Here is a 16,848-nt window from a genome sequence, read left to right on the forward strand (position 1 = left end):
AATAAATTGATTGAAATGATTAAACGATAAACATAATTTAAATGTCAATTAAACAATTTAAAAATAAGTGTAAATTTTGGATATAATTATGTTATAAATGTTATAAATTATAAAGTTAATAGACAGTTATCTTACCTATATAATAATTATTTAAAAATTAAAAAACTATAAAAAATAAAAAAGTGAAACTTGTTTTTCAGTTAATAGTTTAAATGTTGACTATCCTACTCCTCTTCTTTTAAGAGTCCTGCAGCATCTAAAGCTAATTTAACTTCTTCTGTTGAAGCTCCTTTTTGAATGTCAACCTTTTTCTCTGTTGGCTCTAAGTGTTTTATGTTGCATCTTCTTCTCTTAACTAACCCATCAACTACTACAAAGTTTTTATCTAAAACATCAACTATAACACAGATCTGTCCTGCTTCTCTTCCTGCTGTTTTTATACAAACTCTTCCTACTTCTACTGCTGGCATTAACCTCACCTCATTTTTGTTGTTGTGATTCTCGCGAATCACAACTCATCCTCCAAATGAGGGAGGTTTAATACCTTCCCTCTGCGGTTTTTTATTGTTGTAGATTATCTATGGCAGAGGAGACGATATTAAACACTCCCTCCACATTCCATTTTGAAGTATCAATTATCAGATCGTAAATTGAAAGATCATCAATATCTATTCCATATATTTCTTTATATCTCTTTTTTTCACTATTCTCTCTTTCGATCATCTTTTTTAGAGCAATGTCTTTATCGATGTTTTCTCTCTTACTAATTCTCTCTGCTCTAACTTCAAGGGGGGCTTTAAACCAGATGGTTAAATCTGGCTTAATTCCGTTTTTTAATAACATCCACGCTGCTAATCTTCCTTCTAATATGACATTTCCTTGTTTTGCTATCTCTACTTGCCTTCTGTCTATCTCTTCATCAACTTCTTTATGTTCCTCAGCGTATTTGCTAAATTCCTGCAAATCCATGCCCATTTCTTCCGCCATCTCTCTAAATATGAAGCCAGCACATACGTGTCTTAGGTTGTATTTCTCTGCTATCATTTTTGCTATTGTGGTCGTGCCAGTTCCTGGTAGCCCCCCGATTGTGATTATCATCTATTCACCCATCTAAAATGGATTCCTTTACTATAAATATTTTTTCATACAACATATATAAATATATATTGATGGATAATGTAAATGTTATAAGCAGTTGTGTATTATGTTATATTGATTTTTTAATTTTATTTTAAAGTGTTCTTGCTCTTTTAATCATTAATCTTTTTAAACATCTTGGACATAAGTAGCCACCATATGGCCTTTCGGGTCTTCTTCCAGTTTTTGGTAATTTTCTAACCTCTACTGGCCTACCTCTTGGAACTCCGTGGAGTTCTGCTCCGCAAATTGCACATCTTGGTTTTCCTGGTTTTCTTTTTTTGTAGTGGATGACTATTCTTCCTCCAGGAGTTCTCCTGTAAACTCTCCTATATGATCTTGATCTGTATCTTGGTGCTGGCATTTAACTCACCTTATCATATTTTTTTAATTATATTTTTAATTTTTTATTTATTTTTCACGTTTTTAGGTTTTCCAGTTTAAACACAAAAGTTAAATTAAGTATATTTTTAATTTTAATCTGTCTAAAAAGTTTTAATGGCTTTTAAACAATTTTAAACAATTTATTATATAACTATTGAAAATTTATATCATAATACCATAGTAATTACTATTTAAAACTTTTGGTTCTGTATTGTTTCAACTTAACAAAGTTGCTAAAAATCACAAGTATGCAAAAAGATTAATAATTATTAAATAAAAAATAACAAAAAAATCGGTAATTATAATAAAAGGAATAGAATTTATAGTAGATTAGTAAAAACTGGTTTATATTAAATAATGCATTTTAAACAATATCAAAAAATAAAATTAAAAACATAAAAAAACCATAAAAAAAACGTAAGAATAGTTGTATTGTGGTTTATAGTTTTAAAGAAAGAGGATGGTGGATTATTATGTTAGAAATAGATATTTGTGGCATTAAATTCAAAAATCCTGTGTTTTTAGCAAGTGGAATAATGGGAGAAACAGGTAGTGCATTAAAAAGAATTGCAAAGGGAGGATCTGGGGCAGTTGTTACGAAATCAGTTGGATTATATCCAAACCCTGGTCATAAAAATCCTACAATTGTAGAAGTTTATGGTGGATTTTTAAATGCAATGGGTTTACCAAATCCTGGGGTTGATGAATACATAGAGGAAATAAAATCTGTTAAAAAAGACCTTGAAAAGATGGGTGTTAGAGTTATTGGTTCTATATATGGAAAGGATGAGAAGGAATTTATGGATGTCGCTAAGAAAATTGAAAGTTTTGTTGATGCTATTGAATTAAATATTTCCTGTCCACATGCGAAGGGTTATGGGGCAACAATAGGACAAAATCCAGAGATGTCATATAACGTATGTGCTGCGGTTAAGGACGTTGTTAAAATCCCTGTTTTTGCTAAACTAACTCCCAATGTTAGTGATATTGTAGAAATAGCTGGAGCGGTTGTAGAGGCGGGGGTAGATGGGCTCGTGGCAATTAATACTGTTAGGGGAATGGTTATTGATATTAAAGCGAAAAAACCCATTTTATCCAACAAATTTGGAGGATTGAGTGGAAAAGCGATAAAACCCGTTGGTATAAAGGCAGTTTGGGATCTTTATGAGAACTTCGATGTGCCTATTATTGGTGTTGGAGGGATAATGAGTGGGGAGGATGCTATTGAGTATATGATGGCGGGTGCTTCAGCTGTTCAAGTTGGAAGTGGAGTTTATTATAGGGGATATAATGTGTTTAAAAAGATCTGTGATGAGATATGTTCATTTTTAAAGGAAGAAAATTTAACTTTAAAAGAGATAGTTGGTTTGGCTCATAGATGATTTTTAATTAATTTTGTAATTTATTTTTATTTAATTTACTCCTCTTTTTCCTCGAATTCTTCTATACATTCATCACATAAGTATCTTCCTTGATATAATCTTACTCTGCCCTGATAACCGCAGTTTTCACATATTCCGTTAATATATTCTTCGCTAAATTCATCTGTGTCTAATGAAAGCCCTTCCACATCTTCGGGAGTTATTGATGCATATTCCATAACGATTTCCAGTAGATTTGGAGATATTTTAATTATGTCGCTTTGAGTAATTATACCCATTAAATTCCCATCTTTAACAACAGGTAATCTTTTTACTCCGTATTTTGCCATAATTTTGGCAGCTTCTGTTATTGACGCGTTTTGATGTATGGTTATTATTTTTTTGCTCATAACTTCTTCTGCTAAAACTTCTTTCGGCTTTAAATTTTTTGATACAACTCTTTTAACAATATCTCTCTCAGTTAAAATTCCTACGGGTTTGTTATCTTCAACGATCACCACTGCTCCTATATTATGTTCTGTCATTATGTTTGCAATATCATAAACACTCATATCCTTTTTTGCAGTAATGACTGGAAAGCTCATAACTTCAGAAATAGGAATATCACATTCAACTTTCATAATCCCCACCTTTAACAATTTTAACATACCACTCTAAATATTAATTGTTTATATATTTTGTTATTACCTATTTAAAAACCATAGTTGGATCTTAATTTCACTGTTTTAAAAACCTCACTGTAAACGTCCTCAACGGTTCTGTCTGTTGTATCTATGATTACAAAACCTTCTTTTTTTGCAAGATCTAAGTATTTCTCTTGCACTTTTTCTAAAAATTCTTTTTTTTCAAAAATATCTTTTGTGTTTATTCGTTTTAATGCAGTTTCAATATCGCAAATTAACAAAAAAACAAGATCTGGCTTCAATGCGTATCTATTTATCGACCTTATAAAGTCCTCGTCAACACCTGCAACACTTTGATAAGCGATTGAAGAGTAGAGGTATCTATCACACACAACATCCCTGTATCTAAGTTCTTCTTTGATCTTCTTGTTATGCTCTATCCTATCCGCTGAGAATAACAAAGCTAAGGTCTTATCATCAACTTTAACATTTCCAGAAAGTATTTTCCTAATCAATTCTCCTACAACACTATTTGATGGCTCATAAGTCCAAAATGCGTTTATACTTTTAGCCAATTTTTTTGAGATTGTGGTCTTTCCACTCCCATCTATACCCTCAAACACAATAAACATAAGATCTCCTCTTTATTTTTCTTCTATTTTTATCTCTATTTTTCTTAAAATATTTAAGTTTGTGTAATTTAATTGAATTGTTTGTAAGATTACTCTCCTAAGCGACAACTATGGATAATTTTTATAACATTCTAATAATCTTTTACTAAATAATTTTTATACAAAGTTGTTATAACCTAACTGTCAAAATACTTAGGCATACAAACCTTTATAAAATCTAAATTATGTCTACTTAATTATTAAACTGTTTATAAAACATATTATAAAAGTTGAAGATATGGATATTATAACTTAAAAAATATAAAAAGTATTTAAATAGGTGATTGAGTGTGATCGTAATTCCCGCTGTTGATCTAAAAGATAAAAAATGTGTGCAATTAATTCAAGGGGATCCAACTAAAAAACACTTAGAACTCGAAGATCCTGTGAATGTTGCTAAAAAATGGGTGCATGATGGGGCAGAATACTTACATATCGTTGATCTTGATGCTGCATTGGGTTGTGGAAATAATGTTGATGTTATTGAAAAGATCGTTGAAGAAGTTAATATTCCCGTCGAAGTTGGAGGCGGAATTAGAAGTTTAACAATTGCTAAGAGGTTAATGGATATTGGTGTAGATAAAATCGTAGTAGGAACTAAGGCAATAACCGATCCGACCTTTTTAAATGAATTACTTTCTGAAATTGAAAGGGAAAAAATAATTTTAGCTGTTGAATGTAAACAGGGAAAAGTTGCTATAAAAGGATGGAAAGAGACGATCAATAAGAATCCCATAGAGATTGCAAAAAAATATGAAAAAAAAGTTGGAGGGATTTTATTTACTAATGTTGACGTTGAGGGGATGTTGAGTGGAATAAAAACAGATATAATCGAAACGTTGGTAAAGAATGTAAGAGTTCCAATAATTTATTCCGGTGGAATAACAACCCTTGAAGATATAAAAAAACTTAAAGAGATCGGAGTTGATGGGGTTATTATTGGATCTGCGCTTTATAAGGGAATAATTAATTTAAAAGATGCATTAAAAATATCTAAAAGTTAAACCTAACAAAATTAAATTTTAAAATAAAATTAAATGAAATAAATTAAAACGTAAAAGCAAATATATAAATCAAAGAATAAATAAATAAAGGGATAAATATGAAGATAAAAATAATTCCTATAATCTTAATAATTTTAATTAACCTGCTATTTTGCGGATGTTTTGAGCAACACAACAATGTGGTTTCTTCTCCATTCATCGATGCTCATGAACACTACTACGGAAGAGTTGTTAAAGTTGTAGATGGAGATACTATTTATGTGGAAGTTAATGGTCATTTATGGAAGATTAGGTTGCTGGGAGTTGATACTCCTGAGACATATAAAAAGAATAACCCCCATGAATATTATTTACTAAACGGAACACCAATAACTGATATAAATTATCTTAAATATTGGGGAGAAAAAGCCAAAAACTTTGCAAAGAGGGAGTTAGATCATAAGGAAGTAATAATAGTTTTTGATGACGAAGCTCCAAAAAAAGACAAATATGGAAGGTATTTAGCGTATATCTATATAAACGATAGCGGGAAGTTAGAAAACTTCAACGAGGAATTATTAAAGTATGGATATGCAAGAGTTTATGTTAGCAGGTTTGAGTTGGAACATGAGTTTTTAAATATCGAAAGAAAGGCGAAAGAGAATAGAATAGGATTATGGAATTGGACTAATAACTAAAACAAGTAAAGAGCGATTAAATATAAAAAATATCATAAAACGATTATAAAAATAAAGGAGTGAGTTATATGGAGGGTAATGCATATGCTTTGGCATCTGGAACTATAATAAACGCGATAGCTACGGGAAAAGGATCTGCTTTTGGTCTGGATTTGAAAGTTTATGCAAAAGTAAAGCTTATAGATGATGGAAAAGGAAAAATAGAGGGAAAAGTGTTAGATAATCCCAACATAAAACCGAATCTCATAATTCGATGTGTTAAGAATACACTTGAATATTTTAATTTGGATTATTCTGCCTATGTTGAAACAAAAACAGAAATTCCCATAAGATCAGGATTAAGTAGTAGTTCAGCGACATCCAACGCAGTGGTTTTAGCAACCTTTGATGCTTTAAATGAAAAGATAGATGATGAATTAATAATAGAACTTGGAATAAAATCAAGTTTTGATGAAGGATTAACTATTACAGGAGCTTACGATGATGCTACTGCCTCATATTTTGGTGGAATAACTATAACCGACAATATAAAAAGAGAAATTATAAAAAAAGATAATATGGATGAGAATCTTAATGTTTTAGTGATAATCCCAAAATTAGAAAAAAATCTCGATGTTGAAAGTATGAAAGCAATTGGGAAATTTGTAGACGTGGCATACAATGAGGCATTAAAAGGAAATTATTTTAAAGCATTATTTTTAAATGGCATACTCTACGCCTCAGCCCTTAAATTTCCGACAAATATTGCAATAGATGCACTAAAATCGGGAGCTTTAACTGCTGGTTTATCTGGAACCGGACCTTCTTACATTGCTATTGTGGAAGATGATCACGTGGAAAAAGTGATGTCTACCTTAAATAAATATGGAAAAGTAATAAAAACTAAACCCAATAATTGCGGGGCTAAAATAATCTAATTAAAATTAAAAACTAAATTAAATAAATTAAATTAAAAATTAAATTATAACAAAGCATATACGAGGGATTAAAATGATTGTTGGAGTTTTATCTATCCAAGGAGATATAGAAGAACACGAGGAGACACTAAAAAAGGCAGGGTATGTTCCAAAAAGAATAAAGAGACCTGAGGATTTAGAAGGAATTGATGCCCTTATAATTCCAGGAGGAGAGAGCACAACAATCGGAAAGTTAATGAAAAAATACAATTTCATAGAAAAAATAAGAGAACTTGATATTCCAATATTGGGAACCTGTGCAGGAATGGTTTTATTATCAAAAGGAACAGGCATTGATCAAATCTTACTTGAATTGATGGATTTCACAGTTAAAAGAAATGCCTATGGAAGGCAGGTAGATAGCTTTGAAAAAGAAATTGAATTTAAAGGCCTTGGAAAAATTTACGGAGTATTTATAAGAGCCCCAGTAGTTGATAAGATTTTAAGTGATGATGTTGAGGTTATAGCAAGAGATGGAGATAAAATTGTTGGTGTTAAGCAGGGGAAGTATATGGCTCTATCGTTCCATCCAGAACTTTCAGAAGATGGATACAAGGTTTATAAGTATTTTGTTGAAAACTGTGTTAAAAGATAAATAATTGTGAAAATAGGTGGAAGAGTTATGCTACATAATTACAACTCAATAAAAGAAGTTGTAGAAAATCTTAAAAAAGGTAATTGCTACTCTTGGTTATATAATAAAAAAGATGAAATAAAAGGAATTATTATAAGTCCAGATACTGATGGATTTGTTTCTGCATTATTTTTAAATGAAGTTTATGGATGGGAAGTTGTTGGATTTTATGATGGCAAAGTTCTTACTACATTGGAATCAATTGATTTCAAAAATAATAAAGAAAAATATGCCTTTATTGATGTAGAAATTTTAAGAGAGGGAATAAAATCAATTGGTCATCATATATTATTATGGGATTCGAATAATCCGCCAAAATTAATAACCTCAATCCAAAATGAAATGATAAATCCAAATAATTGGAGAGGAATATGTGCAAACAAACATGAAAAATTTAAAAGAAAATACCCATTTGGAACATTCCATTTACTTGTATCTCTTGTCTATTATTTATATCCAAACAAAAAATTTTTTAATTTTAGCCCAAAAGATGCATTAATCCCTTCAATATTTATTGACGGTGTTTTCAAAAACCTATTTAATTATCCTGAAAATTGTCTCGATTGGTTGAAATATCTAACAAATAACGATTCAAACCATCCACTTGAAATATTATTAAATTATCCCACATCTATAAAGGACTTAACAGAACTAATAAGAGATTTTTTAGATGAGTTAAACAAACTATGGACAACACAAAACAAGGATAGAAAAGGTAAGATAACGTTATCGAATAAAAAAGGTGAGTTAGTAGATATTAAAAAATATGAAAATGAGTATTATTTAGATAAAACTGTGGGAAATGAACTTTCTAATTATTTAGAACATCTTGCAAACAGGTATAATTGGAATTTTAATGTTGATAAGTGGAATGTTTTAAAAGATAAACTTGAAGTGGTTATCTTTGATAAAAAGATTAATGAAACCAGGAAAAAATATTATGATGAAGCAATAAAACAAAAACCAATATCTCTCGCAATAACTTCAAAAAATAAAGGTCTTCAATATACAATAGATAATAGAAATATTTTTTAAATAAAATCGGTAATAAGAACTTTCTTTGGTTTTTTAACATTATTTAATGCATTTTCAATTGCTTTTTTATTTAATGCAACCTCTATAAATTCATTAAGGGAGATACTTATATTGTATTTTTCATAAATCTCAACACATTTTCCATACACAAATATTTTTATGTCATTCTCATCTAACTTAAAGTATTTACTCTTTTTTATCTCATCTATTAAGTGATCAATTTCCTTCCAAACAAGATCTATACTTTCTTCAACAGATATTGACACTTTTTCAATTTTTTCTTTTTTACACACCCAAATTCCATCAAATACACTTTTTTGTCCTCCAAAATGTCCAGCACTAACATTTTCCCCATGATAGAAGTGTATTTTTTTGACAGATAAACCTGCCTTTTTTACAATTTCTAACATATCAACCCATGCCTCTTTACTAAAATCATGGAATGTAAATATAAACATGCCATTATCTTTCAATACATTTGCTGACTTTCTAAATATGTTGGTTAATATTTTTTTGAAATGCTCTTTATCTTTATTTTGAATTTCATTTACAATTGCCTCATTTTGGTTTATTGCTGACGGATTTTTAAAGCATTCATAATCCAAAGCCAATTTCAACCATACGTAGAAAAATTCATAGACCTCAGAGTAATTTATGCTATCAAAGTATGGAGGATCAGTAATTACTAAATCAACTTTATCTTTTACGATTTTATCTAAATCTTGGGCATCCATACAATACACAGCCCATTCCTTTTCCCCAATTTTTTCATCCAAATATATTCGTTTTGTGCCTTTATTGGTGTATAGTCGCTCATAAGGTTTTAAATTAAATTCTTTTCCCTTTAAAACTCTTTCAAAAACTTGTCTAAATGATCCTCTGCCATATTTCCCTCCCCAGACATTCTGCTCTAAAGGAAAATTAACCGGTGCAAAGTCCTTTCTTGAAAATAATGGAGTGATCTGTTTAGCCCATCTCTTATCGTAATAGCAGAACATGTTATTTGCCCTTAACGTCTCTGAAAATGTTAATAGGAATATATCTCTTACCTCTTTTGGTTCAATTTTTTTAATTTCTTCTAAAAGTAGTGATAAAGCAAGTAGTTGTCTTTTGTTGAACATCTGATACCAATATTTATAATTATGCTTTTTCATCTGATTTGTATTATAGCCATCTGGAATTTCATCTTTTGGAAATAACAACTTTGATTTATTCTCTTCAAATGTGTCTTCAACTTTTTTGAGAATTTTCCAATCATTTTCATCAAATTTTTTAATGAACCTTCTTTCACAATTGTGGCAAAATCCATCAATAGCATAAGGAATCGCATCTAATGGCTCATCTTGTTTTTTTAATACATTAATTAGTCGGAATTTATGACTACAATAGGGGCAGGTTATGTTATTTTTAACAACTACTCCATTTTTTGGATTAAATACATTTCCACAAGTGGGGCAAGTGGTTTCTTCTTTTAAAGAAGTTGTATGAAAAACATCTAAACATCTTGGACATACAAGATAAAAGTTTTCTTCTTTTTTATCATAAGTTACAATATAGTCCTTAAATAACTGAATTTCTTTATTACAATTTGGACATTTAACCTTTTTTATCCAAAAAACGTATATTATTTCCCCCTCTTCTCCACAATGTGGGCATTTTGTTTTATACATTTCCTTTATCTTTCTTCCAATAGTGATTTCAAGGTTTTTATATGTTTCTATCAATTTATTTACCTCTATAATACTCATTTCACACTTTGTAATAAACCAAGGTATTGGATTTATCTCAAATCCAATAACTTTTGCCCCTAATCGTGATCCTTCTATAAGAGTAGTTCCACCGCCACACATTGGGTCTAATATTGTTATATCATTTGTATCAGGGTCAGTTCTATGTGATTTGTAAAATTCTTCCATTATATTCACAGAATCATCTTTTAAAGCCCCCAATATAATTGTCCTGAAAACAGAGCCGATTCTTCTTGCAAAGATCCTATGCATCATATATATTGGCTTTAACGCAATTCTCTCAGAAACACATATTCTATTTATTTCTGCAATAGGAAATTTCTTTTCTATATACCTATATCCCTTAACGTTTTTTGCCATTATCATCTCCTCTAAATAATCTGTTTTTTAAAGCCGTTGAAATAAACGATTTTTCAATTAACCAATTTAACACAATATTTCTAACGACTTCAGAGTCAGATAATCCCAATTCTCCTTTTAGTTTCTCTATCAGTTCCCACTGTTCTTTTGTAAATGTTACCTGTATTCGTTTTACTTCTCCCCTATTAGTTTTCATAGACAACACCAATAACTCATATATTACACAAATTTGTGTATCAAGTATATATAATTTGCGTGCGAATATATAAAGTTAATTATAAACATATAATAATATATACTGTATGATATTACAGGATAATATATTAAATCAAGATGCTAAATATTTAATACCTACATATTTAGAAATATATAAAAAGATTAAGAACAAAAAATGTAAATATGTTATTTAACAATAGTTATCTAACGTATGGATACAAGGTTTATAAGTATTTTGTTGAAAACTGTGTTAAAAGATAAATAATTGTGAAAATAAATAAGTTATAGAAATAAATATAAAGAAAAATTTTTATCAGAATAATTCATCAAGTTTCTTTCCCTGAGAGAGTTCTTTTCGATATGCTTCCAACAGAATGTTTTTTTCTCCTAAAAATTCAGCTATCGTTTTAAATTCTACATTTATTTTTTCTTTATACTTTTTATCCCTTAATAAATGATGATCAATTATAATCTCAGCTCCGGTATTTTCAATTATGGATTTTAAGTTCTCGTTTGTTTTTTCTAAGTTTTTCTTTCCATACCTATACATTAAATATGTAGGGGGGCCTCCAATAATTATTAGATTTGGTTTTTCTTTTATTATGTAATCTCTTATTTCATCAAAAATTATTCCCTGAGTGTCGGAAGTGTGCATAAATTTAAAATTTCCTTCTTTAATTGTAGTTATCAGCACATATCCAAGTTTATCATCCCGCCCATGTGGGAACGGAGGAGAAAATTTTATTTCCGTATCTCCAAACTTGAAGGTTTTATTATCTGCAAATTCAACTTTTTTTGCAATATCTTTAACGCATTCTAAAAATTTCCGTGCCCTTTGCATCTGACTCTTGTTTATATGATCAGTAGGATGCTTTATTAATAATATCTTATCCTTATACAACTCCTTAGCATAATCCTTTGAATCTAAATAAATATCGTCAAAAAAAGGTGTATAGTGATCATAGTGGTAATGGGATATGGTTATCACATCTGCTTTTTTTGCATATTCGTTTATTTTTTCTCTCATTTCTTTTAATTTCTTGAATTCCAAATCTGTGGGTTTTAATCCATATCTATCCGGAGCAATTGCCACTCCCGGATCTATTAAAATTCCGATATCCTTAGTTTTCACATAAGTTGCCAGCGATCTAACACCCAAACTTTCAGATGCCAGAGGAAGAACAATCATAAACCTCACCAAAACAAGCATTATCAATATAATTTTTTATATTTTTTATTCAATAACTTATTTTAATGTTATAACCCTTAATTTACTATATCTATGATCCACATATGAATTTTATTTTATATTTGATTTATACATACATCTAAATGTTATGATTAAATCTTACTTTTGACAGAACAGATAAAAAGTTTCACATTAAACTTAATAAATAAAAATTATATGAAACTACTTTATCATATAAATCCAACTATTTAAAATAATTAATAAATCTATTAAGTCCAGTGGTTTTAAAAACCATTGGTTTTATAAAGCAGTTGGATGTATCCAACAAATCGTGTATTCCTAAAAGAGCTGTAATTTAACCTTTTTTGTGATAAAATAGGTATGGCGCAGGGGCTGGGATTTGAACCCAGGCGGGGCAAAGCCCCATGGGATCTCAAGTTATACACAACCAAAGAAAGATAATTATCGGATTTTGAAGATTTTTATTTTATAAATTCTCGTTTATTTATTTTGAATACTTATAGTATATCAGTATTTAATGATAAAATAATAATTTGTTGGATATTTTTTAAATGGTGCTTTGTTTCTGTATCAAAATCTTTTGGACTTTTTAGATAAAACATTTTGTTCCTATTGTGGAAGGTATTTATAAGTTAAAAATAATAAATTTTATTTATCTGGAGAAGAAATTTTTAATTTGGTGATGATTATGCCAACTATTGAACAAAATCCGGAGGATTTTGTAGCTCAAAGCAAAGCTTTGAAAACAATAACTCTAAGAGTCCCTTCTAATATTCCTAAAAAGAAGATTGAAGAGTTTATTAAAAAGCTTGAATTGGAAGAAAAATTCAAAAAAACTGAAGAGTTTAAACTGTTTGTTAAGGATGAGGATTGGAAAATGAAGATTTATAAAATTGCTGAGTTTGTTGAGAACTACCTAAAGAAAAAATATCCAAATGAGAAGTTTGAGATTGTTTTGGATTATGATGGGATTGATGACAAAGTAGTTATTAGAGTAGTATTTAAGAAGAAATTAGATAAAAGAAAGTTAAAGGATATAAAATTTGTTGAAAAATTGGTTGATAAGATTAATAAGATTATAGATGATGTTGGTTTAGAATGTCATGATAAATTCCATGAATTGATGTGTTGTGTGTTAGTTACCTCTGAGTTGGAGGTGTTGTAAGTGTTTGATATTGATGAATTTAAAGAAATAGCCGAAAAGCTACCAACTTTTAAATCTCTGCCAGATGAGGGGAAGTATCGAACAGCAATTGGAAGATACTATTATTATATCTTTTTAAAACTTAGAGAGATTGCTAAAGAAATAGAAGAAGATAGAGAAGATGGAATTTACGGGCTTTTAAATAGTGGAAAGGCACATGGAGCATTACCAGCATATTTTACAGCATTTGCAGATAATTTGAGGTTTGATAATAACTTAAGAGCTGAATTAATAAAATTGGCAGATAATCTTAGTAGATTAAGGGGTAAAAGAAACAAATGTGATTATTCTATTCATGAAAATATCACTTTCTTTGATGTTATTGGTGCAAAGAAAAGGGTTGATACAATTGAACAGATAATAACTAACATTTCCTATCAAAAACCAAAAAGTAAAACCAAAATTGTTGGATTAAAAAATGTTCTTAAATATTTTAAGGATAAAGATAAACTACCAACCTATAATGATGTTATTAATATGATGTATAGGAGATAATTATGTCCAATAGATATAAAAAGCCAAAATGGTTAATTGAGGCAGAAGAAGAGTTAGATAAAGCTATTGAAACAGGAGAATATGATAAGTGGCTATTGGAACAACTAAAAAGATATGAAAAGAAGCATAAAAATAAAAAATAATTTTTGGTGATAATATGAGAAAGCAGACAAAAAAGATTATAAAAAAATCTTTGGAAAATAAAAAAAATAAATTAAAAAAAGATAATATGGCTTTACCTTGGGTTGCAAAGATTAAAAATGAAATTGAAAGTATGGGTCATGAAAAATATGTTGAGGATGTGGATAAATTTTTTAAAGATTTAAAAAAGCATGGTGTTGAAAAGGTATTATTTGGGGATGTATAATAGATTTATGAAGTCCTCAGGGGTTATGATTTTAGGAACGGATATTTTTAATTTTTTTAGTTCTTTTCTAATTAAATCTTCGTTTTTTATTAAATCTTCATTGTCATAGGTTATAAGGTATCTGCATCTTAAATAGGATGACTCTATTAAAATTCTTAAGTCAGATTCCTTTATATGTTTTAATTTAGGAGAGATTTTTATATTTAGTGCTTTTTTGTAAGCCCTTTCATTCATTGACCAATGAAAGCATTTCATATACTTTTTAACATTTATACGAACTTCTGGTGGAGCTTTTCTAAATTCATACATAACGAGTATTGGAACCACCGCTTTTATTCTTGGATTTGAACAAACAATTTTAGTAAATATTTTAGAATATTCCATTCTTACAAGAGCTTTTTCAATGGCTTTTTTAGTTTTTAAACATTTAGCAATTCTTTCTTCTGTCTCTCCTAAATAACCTAAAATATTGTTATCAACTGCAACCTTAACAACCATCTAAACACCTTAATTATATTTAATATGCTATATCAAGCAGGATTTTAACTATCATAATAATGAATGTTGGAATTCCCAATGATATAGCTCCCTTAATAATAAAGTGAGTTATCAACTCTTTTCCTGCTACTTTTAATATTTTCTTCGCTAATTCCTTCTTGTATCTGTCTTTCGTTTTCATTTCTACTATTTTCCACTTCATTATGAACATTAGTTCCTTCGTTGCTCTCAACCATATTAGAGTTATTATTATGATACCTTTTAGCAGAAGAGACAAACTTTTTAGCAAAAAGTTCTGCATCCTTGAGCAAAAGAAAAAATTTATCTGGATATACAACAAAGTAAGCGACGATTAAGGCAAAAGTAAAATAAAATATGTAAAGATAGCTATTACTAATTAAAGCATAAAATAAATTCATAAAAAGTAAAACAAAGAAAGATAGATGAATTCTTTTGTCTATTTCTTGCATGATTATCACCTAAACATCCTTTTCTACAATCTTCCCATCTTCTAAAACCACATAAGGGTATGGTTTTTTTGACTTCAATAATAATTCCGTTGCTTCTTTGCTAATCTCTTTATATCTTTTAATGTCAATTGGCTCAACAACTCTAAAGAGTATCTTTCTCCTACATTGGCTTCTAATATCTGGAGAGAAATACGAAACTCTTTGAGTGGCTAAAATAACTTTAATATTTCTTTTCCTACCTTTTTTCAATAGAGCGATTAATGGAAAGCTTAAATATCTTAAATCAGCCCCACAGTCCTGCACTTCATCTATAATCAAAATAATCCCCTTTGCCTTACAAAATTTATAAATCTCTTTCCATTTATTCAAAATAAACAAATAAAGAGTGTTAATTTTTTCTAAGTTTTCTTTAAACTCATCTTTGTTTAATGGTGGGGGAATTAAAACTCTAACAGCCCTATACTTTGCTAACTTTTTAACCAAATCGTTGAAGTTTAATGATTTTAGATTAATTGTAGGGATTTTTAGATGAGAATATTCCTCTTCTGGGTCTATGATAATTTTTAAAATATCTTTCCTATCGAACCATTTTGGCAGTATTTTTGTTTTAATGTAGTGGGACTTTCCACTTCCAGTAACTCCTAACACACATTCATGTTTAACTTCTGGCTGTTTCATCTTATCCCTTTAAATTTTTAAATTTTTTAATAATGGTTTTATTTCTTTTTCATAAACTTTCCTGTTAATTTTCCAAACCAAAACGCCCCCTAATCCTTTTGTTAATGTAATTGTTGCTATTGGTAAAATGTCTAATTTATTTCCAAATGACATTTTTGGAATAAAACCAACCACTGATTTAGCAAATTTTAAAGCTCCATTGACATCATTTTTTGAAAAACTAATTTTATCCAATTCTTCTCCGTTCTCATCTACAAGTTTTATCATTAAATAGCTACCATGCGTCATAATATCCCTCTGTTGAGTTTTCAGCTATTGTATTTTTATTTTCAATATTGGACGGTTTAGATGACTCTTTTTTCTCAACTGGTTTGTTTTGTTGCTGACTTTGATTTATCGCTTCTTGAACTTCTATATGGAAGTTCACAGTTGAAGACCTTACATTCTTACAAAATTTTGATGTAAGATAGCTTCTTGAACTTCTATATGGAAGTTCACAGTTAGCATAAGTATTCCAAGAATGAAAGCATAATCATCTAATTTAATTAATTTTTCATAGGTTTTTGGTAAAGTATTAGCTAAAACTCTTTCAATCCTAATTTTTATTTCATCTATTGCCTGTTTGTTCTTTTCAATGAAGTTCTTAACAAATTTGGCTTTATTTTTCAGTTCTTTGTAGAATAATGCAAACATCATGAAGTAGAAGAAAAATGCATAGTCCAATATTGCAGATAATTTGCATTCATCAGCAGATTTTGGGGGCTCTTTTTCCATTGAAAAGTCAATTTCATCGTCATCAAAGCTAATATCTCCAAACTCTTCCTCATCTTCTTTATTTTCCATACGCTCTTCATTCTCCTCATCGGAATCTTCAGATTTATTCATAGATTTAAGTTCTTCCAGTGCTATATTTTCCAAATTTTGACTATCTTCTAAGCTTTCATTTTCTTTATTTTCAAGTTTTTTATTCTCCTCATCATTGAATTTAATCTCTACCATGTTCTCACAAAAAATAGTAAGATTTTAATTGAATATAAGCTTTTTGCTGAAAAATATACATTTATTTTTTTAATAATCATGTAAAACTATAAGATTATAA

Annotated in this window: 24 protein-coding genes; 10 read left to right on the forward strand and 14 right to left on the reverse strand. The window is 29.2% G+C overall.

Annotated elements, in window-relative coordinates; translation table 11 throughout:
* Positions 1-224 precede the first annotated feature (224 nt).
* The 3 genes from METVU_RS04925 to METVU_RS04935 form a co-directional block, all read right to left on the reverse strand.
* Positions 225-470: a 50S ribosomal protein L14e gene (locus METVU_RS04925; RefSeq protein ID WP_015733086.1), complete on the reverse strand. Its 246-nt coding sequence runs from the start codon at positions 468-470 to the stop codon at positions 225-227.
* Between the two features lie 91 nt (positions 471-561).
* Positions 562-1,098 carry a (d)CMP kinase gene (cmk, locus tag METVU_RS04930; protein WP_015733087.1) on the reverse strand — a complete coding sequence of 179 codons (537 nt, stop codon included), beginning with the start codon at positions 1,096-1,098 and terminating at the stop codon, positions 562-564.
* Between the two features lie 133 nt (positions 1,099-1,231).
* Positions 1,232-1,501 carry a 50S ribosomal protein L34e gene (locus METVU_RS04935; RefSeq protein WP_015733088.1) on the reverse strand — a complete coding sequence of 90 codons (270 nt, stop codon included), beginning with the start codon at positions 1,499-1,501 and terminating at the stop codon, positions 1,232-1,234.
* A 493-nt stretch (positions 1,502-1,994) separates the two neighbouring features.
* On the opposite strand from METVU_RS04935, the gene METVU_RS04940 reads away from it, so the two are divergent.
* A complete protein-coding gene (locus METVU_RS04940) occupies positions 1,995-2,903 on the forward strand; it encodes a dihydroorotate dehydrogenase (protein WP_015733089.1) in 909 nt (302 codons plus the stop codon).
* Between the two features lie 35 nt (positions 2,904-2,938).
* Here the strand turns inward: METVU_RS04940 and METVU_RS04945 are convergent, their stop codons facing one another.
* Both METVU_RS04945 and tmk read right to left on the reverse strand, forming a co-directional pair.
* On the reverse strand, positions 2,939-3,523 hold the full coding sequence (locus tag METVU_RS04945; protein ID WP_015733090.1) for a CBS domain-containing protein: 585 nt from the start codon (positions 3,521-3,523) through the stop codon (positions 2,939-2,941).
* A 71-nt stretch (positions 3,524-3,594) separates the two neighbouring features.
* Positions 3,595-4,158, reverse strand: coding sequence for a dTMP kinase (tmk, locus tag METVU_RS04950; protein ID WP_015733091.1), 564 nt, complete (start codon positions 4,156-4,158; stop codon positions 3,595-3,597).
* 329 nt (positions 4,159-4,487) lie between these two features.
* On the opposite strand from tmk, the gene hisA reads away from it, so the two are divergent.
* The 5 genes from hisA to METVU_RS04975 all read left to right on the forward strand — a co-directional run bounded on the left by hisA (position 4,488) and on the right by METVU_RS04975 (position 8,503).
* Positions 4,488-5,201 (forward strand): 1-(5-phosphoribosyl)-5-[(5-phosphoribosylamino)methylideneamino]imidazole-4-carboxamide isomerase, encoded by a 714-nt coding sequence (gene hisA / locus METVU_RS04955; protein ID WP_015733092.1) that lies wholly within the window; start codon positions 4,488-4,490, stop codon positions 5,199-5,201.
* A 98-nt stretch (positions 5,202-5,299) separates the two neighbouring features.
* Entirely contained in the window at positions 5,300-5,878 is a 579-nt protein-coding gene (ecnA, locus tag METVU_RS04960) for a calcium-activated nuclease EcnA (protein ID WP_015733093.1), read from the forward strand.
* A gap of 68 nt (positions 5,879-5,946) precedes the next feature.
* Positions 5,947-6,795, forward strand: a complete 849-nt coding sequence (locus METVU_RS04965) for a shikimate kinase (protein ID WP_015733094.1) — start codon at positions 5,947-5,949, stop codon at positions 6,793-6,795.
* 73 nt (positions 6,796-6,868) lie between these two features.
* Positions 6,869-7,429 (forward strand): pyridoxal 5'-phosphate synthase glutaminase subunit PdxT, encoded by a 561-nt coding sequence (gene pdxT, locus METVU_RS04970; protein ID WP_015733095.1) that lies wholly within the window; start codon positions 6,869-6,871, stop codon positions 7,427-7,429.
* A gap of 27 nt (positions 7,430-7,456) precedes the next feature.
* The gene (locus tag METVU_RS04975; protein WP_015733096.1) at positions 7,457-8,503 is read left to right on the forward strand and encodes a hypothetical protein; all 1,047 of its coding nucleotides are present in this window, start codon (positions 7,457-7,459) and stop codon (positions 8,501-8,503) included.
* On the opposite strand, the gene METVU_RS04980 is transcribed toward METVU_RS04975, so the two are convergent.
* From METVU_RS04980 to METVU_RS04990, 3 genes are all read right to left on the reverse strand, one after another.
* A complete protein-coding gene (locus METVU_RS04980) occupies positions 8,500-10,611 on the reverse strand; it encodes an adenine-specific DNA methylase (RefSeq protein ID WP_015733097.1) in 2,112 nt (703 codons plus the stop codon). The two genes, METVU_RS04975 and METVU_RS04980, sit on opposite strands and share 4 nt — an antisense overlap.
* Complete coding sequence (locus METVU_RS04985) at positions 10,595-10,807, reverse strand: ribbon-helix-helix domain-containing protein (protein ID WP_015733098.1); 213 nt, start codon at positions 10,805-10,807, stop codon at positions 10,595-10,597. The genes METVU_RS04980 and METVU_RS04985 overlap by 17 nt, the downstream gene beginning before the upstream one ends.
* A gap of 333 nt (positions 10,808-11,140) precedes the next feature.
* Positions 11,141-12,016 carry an MBL fold metallo-hydrolase gene (locus METVU_RS04990; RefSeq protein ID WP_015733099.1) on the reverse strand — a complete coding sequence of 292 codons (876 nt, stop codon included), beginning with the start codon at positions 12,014-12,016 and terminating at the stop codon, positions 11,141-11,143.
* Positions 12,017-12,725: 709 nt separating this feature from the next.
* Here METVU_RS04990 and METVU_RS04995 point away from each other — a divergent pair.
* Genes METVU_RS04995 through METVU_RS05005 form a run of 4 tightly spaced genes read left to right on the forward strand, consistent with a single transcriptional unit; the run spans position 12,726 to position 14,103 of the window.
* Entirely contained in the window at positions 12,726-13,202 is a 477-nt protein-coding gene (locus tag METVU_RS04995; RefSeq protein WP_153232538.1) for a hypothetical protein, read from the forward strand.
* A complete protein-coding gene (locus tag METVU_RS05000; RefSeq protein ID WP_015733101.1) occupies positions 13,203-13,736 on the forward strand; it encodes a hypothetical protein in 534 nt (177 codons plus the stop codon).
* A gap of 2 nt (positions 13,737-13,738) precedes the next feature.
* Positions 13,739-13,879 carry a hypothetical protein gene (locus tag METVU_RS08990; protein WP_015733102.1) on the forward strand — a complete coding sequence of 47 codons (141 nt, stop codon included), beginning with the start codon at positions 13,739-13,741 and terminating at the stop codon, positions 13,877-13,879.
* Positions 13,880-13,893: 14 nt separating this feature from the next.
* Positions 13,894-14,103: a hypothetical protein gene (locus tag METVU_RS05005; protein WP_015733103.1), complete on the forward strand. Its 210-nt coding sequence runs from the start codon at positions 13,894-13,896 to the stop codon at positions 14,101-14,103.
* Here the strand turns inward: METVU_RS05005 and METVU_RS05010 are convergent.
* The 6 genes from METVU_RS05010 to METVU_RS05030 form a co-directional block, all read right to left on the reverse strand.
* A complete protein-coding gene (locus METVU_RS05010) occupies positions 14,086-14,601 on the reverse strand; it encodes a hypothetical protein (RefSeq protein WP_015733104.1) in 516 nt (171 codons plus the stop codon). The genes METVU_RS05005 and METVU_RS05010 overlap by 18 nt on opposite strands.
* 19 nt (positions 14,602-14,620) lie before the next feature.
* Positions 14,621-14,890 carry a hypothetical protein gene (locus tag METVU_RS08995; protein ID WP_169302080.1) on the reverse strand — a complete coding sequence of 90 codons (270 nt, stop codon included), beginning with the start codon at positions 14,888-14,890 and terminating at the stop codon, positions 14,621-14,623.
* Positions 14,891-15,080: 190 nt separating this feature from the next.
* Positions 15,081-15,749 carry a type IV secretory system conjugative DNA transfer family protein gene (locus METVU_RS05020; protein ID WP_015733106.1) on the reverse strand — a complete coding sequence of 223 codons (669 nt, stop codon included), beginning with the start codon at positions 15,747-15,749 and terminating at the stop codon, positions 15,081-15,083.
* 9 nt (positions 15,750-15,758) lie between these two features.
* Positions 15,759-16,037 carry a hypothetical protein gene (locus METVU_RS05025; RefSeq protein WP_015733107.1) on the reverse strand — a complete coding sequence of 93 codons (279 nt, stop codon included), beginning with the start codon at positions 16,035-16,037 and terminating at the stop codon, positions 15,759-15,761.
* Positions 16,024-16,176, reverse strand: coding sequence for a hypothetical protein (locus METVU_RS09000; protein WP_015733108.1), 153 nt, complete (start codon positions 16,174-16,176; stop codon positions 16,024-16,026). The genes METVU_RS05025 and METVU_RS09000 overlap by 14 nt, the downstream gene beginning before the upstream one ends.
* Positions 16,177-16,187: 11 nt before the next feature.
* Positions 16,188-16,748: a hypothetical protein gene (locus METVU_RS05030; RefSeq protein ID WP_015733109.1), complete on the reverse strand. Its 561-nt coding sequence runs from the start codon at positions 16,746-16,748 to the stop codon at positions 16,188-16,190.
* Positions 16,749-16,848: the final 100 nt, after the last annotated feature.

This window comes from Methanocaldococcus vulcanius M7 (assembly GCF_000024625.1).
Lineage (GTDB): Archaea > AGJL01 > Methanococci > Methanococcales > Methanocaldococcaceae > Methanocaldococcus > Methanocaldococcus vulcanius.

Bases quoted from the DNA above. Each gene is read 5' to 3' on its own strand.
- METVU_RS04925 (WP_015733086.1), bottom strand. From the start codon at position 470: ATGCCAGCAGTAGAAGTAGGAAGAGTTTGTATAAAAACAGCAGGAAGA.
- cmk (WP_015733087.1), bottom strand. From the start codon at position 1,098: ATGATAATCACAATCGGGGGGCTACCAGGAACTGGCACGACCACAATA.
- METVU_RS04935 (WP_015733088.1), bottom strand. From the start codon at position 1,501: ATGCCAGCACCAAGATACAGATCAAGATCATATAGGAGAGTTTACAGG.
- METVU_RS04940 (WP_015733089.1), top strand. From the start codon at position 1,995: ATGTTAGAAATAGATATTTGTGGCATTAAATTCAAAAATCCTGTGTTT.
- METVU_RS04945 (WP_015733090.1), bottom strand. From the start codon at position 3,523: ATGAAAGTTGAATGTGATATTCCTATTTCTGAAGTTATGAGCTTTCCA.
- tmk (WP_015733091.1), bottom strand. From the start codon at position 4,158: ATGTTTATTGTGTTTGAGGGTATAGATGGGAGTGGAAAGACCACAATC.
- ecnA (WP_015733093.1), top strand. From the start codon at position 5,300: ATGAAGATAAAAATAATTCCTATAATCTTAATAATTTTAATTAACCTG.
- METVU_RS04965 (WP_015733094.1), top strand. From the start codon at position 5,947: ATGGAGGGTAATGCATATGCTTTGGCATCTGGAACTATAATAAACGCG.
- pdxT (WP_015733095.1), top strand. From the start codon at position 6,869: ATGATTGTTGGAGTTTTATCTATCCAAGGAGATATAGAAGAACACGAG.
- METVU_RS04975 (WP_015733096.1), top strand. From the start codon at position 7,457: ATGCTACATAATTACAACTCAATAAAAGAAGTTGTAGAAAATCTTAAA.
- METVU_RS04980 (WP_015733097.1), bottom strand. From the start codon at position 10,611: ATGGCAAAAAACGTTAAGGGATATAGGTATATAGAAAAGAAATTTCCT.
- METVU_RS04985 (WP_015733098.1), bottom strand. From the start codon at position 10,807: ATGAAAACTAATAGGGGAGAAGTAAAACGAATACAGGTAACATTTACA.
- METVU_RS04990 (WP_015733099.1), bottom strand. From the start codon at position 12,016: ATGATTGTTCTTCCTCTGGCATCTGAAAGTTTGGGTGTTAGATCGCTG.
- METVU_RS04995 (WP_153232538.1), top strand. From the start codon at position 12,726: ATGCCAACTATTGAACAAAATCCGGAGGATTTTGTAGCTCAAAGCAAA.
- METVU_RS08990 (WP_015733102.1), top strand. From the start codon at position 13,739: ATGTCCAATAGATATAAAAAGCCAAAATGGTTAATTGAGGCAGAAGAA.
- METVU_RS05005 (WP_015733103.1), top strand. From the start codon at position 13,894: ATGAGAAAGCAGACAAAAAAGATTATAAAAAAATCTTTGGAAAATAAA.
- METVU_RS05010 (WP_015733104.1), bottom strand. From the start codon at position 14,601: ATGGTTGTTAAGGTTGCAGTTGATAACAATATTTTAGGTTATTTAGGA.
- METVU_RS05020 (WP_015733106.1), bottom strand. From the start codon at position 15,749: ATGAAACAGCCAGAAGTTAAACATGAATGTGTGTTAGGAGTTACTGGA.
- METVU_RS05025 (WP_015733107.1), bottom strand. From the start codon at position 16,037: ATGACGCATGGTAGCTATTTAATGATAAAACTTGTAGATGAGAACGGA.
- METVU_RS05030 (WP_015733109.1), bottom strand. From the start codon at position 16,748: ATGGTAGAGATTAAATTCAATGATGAGGAGAATAAAAAACTTGAAAAT.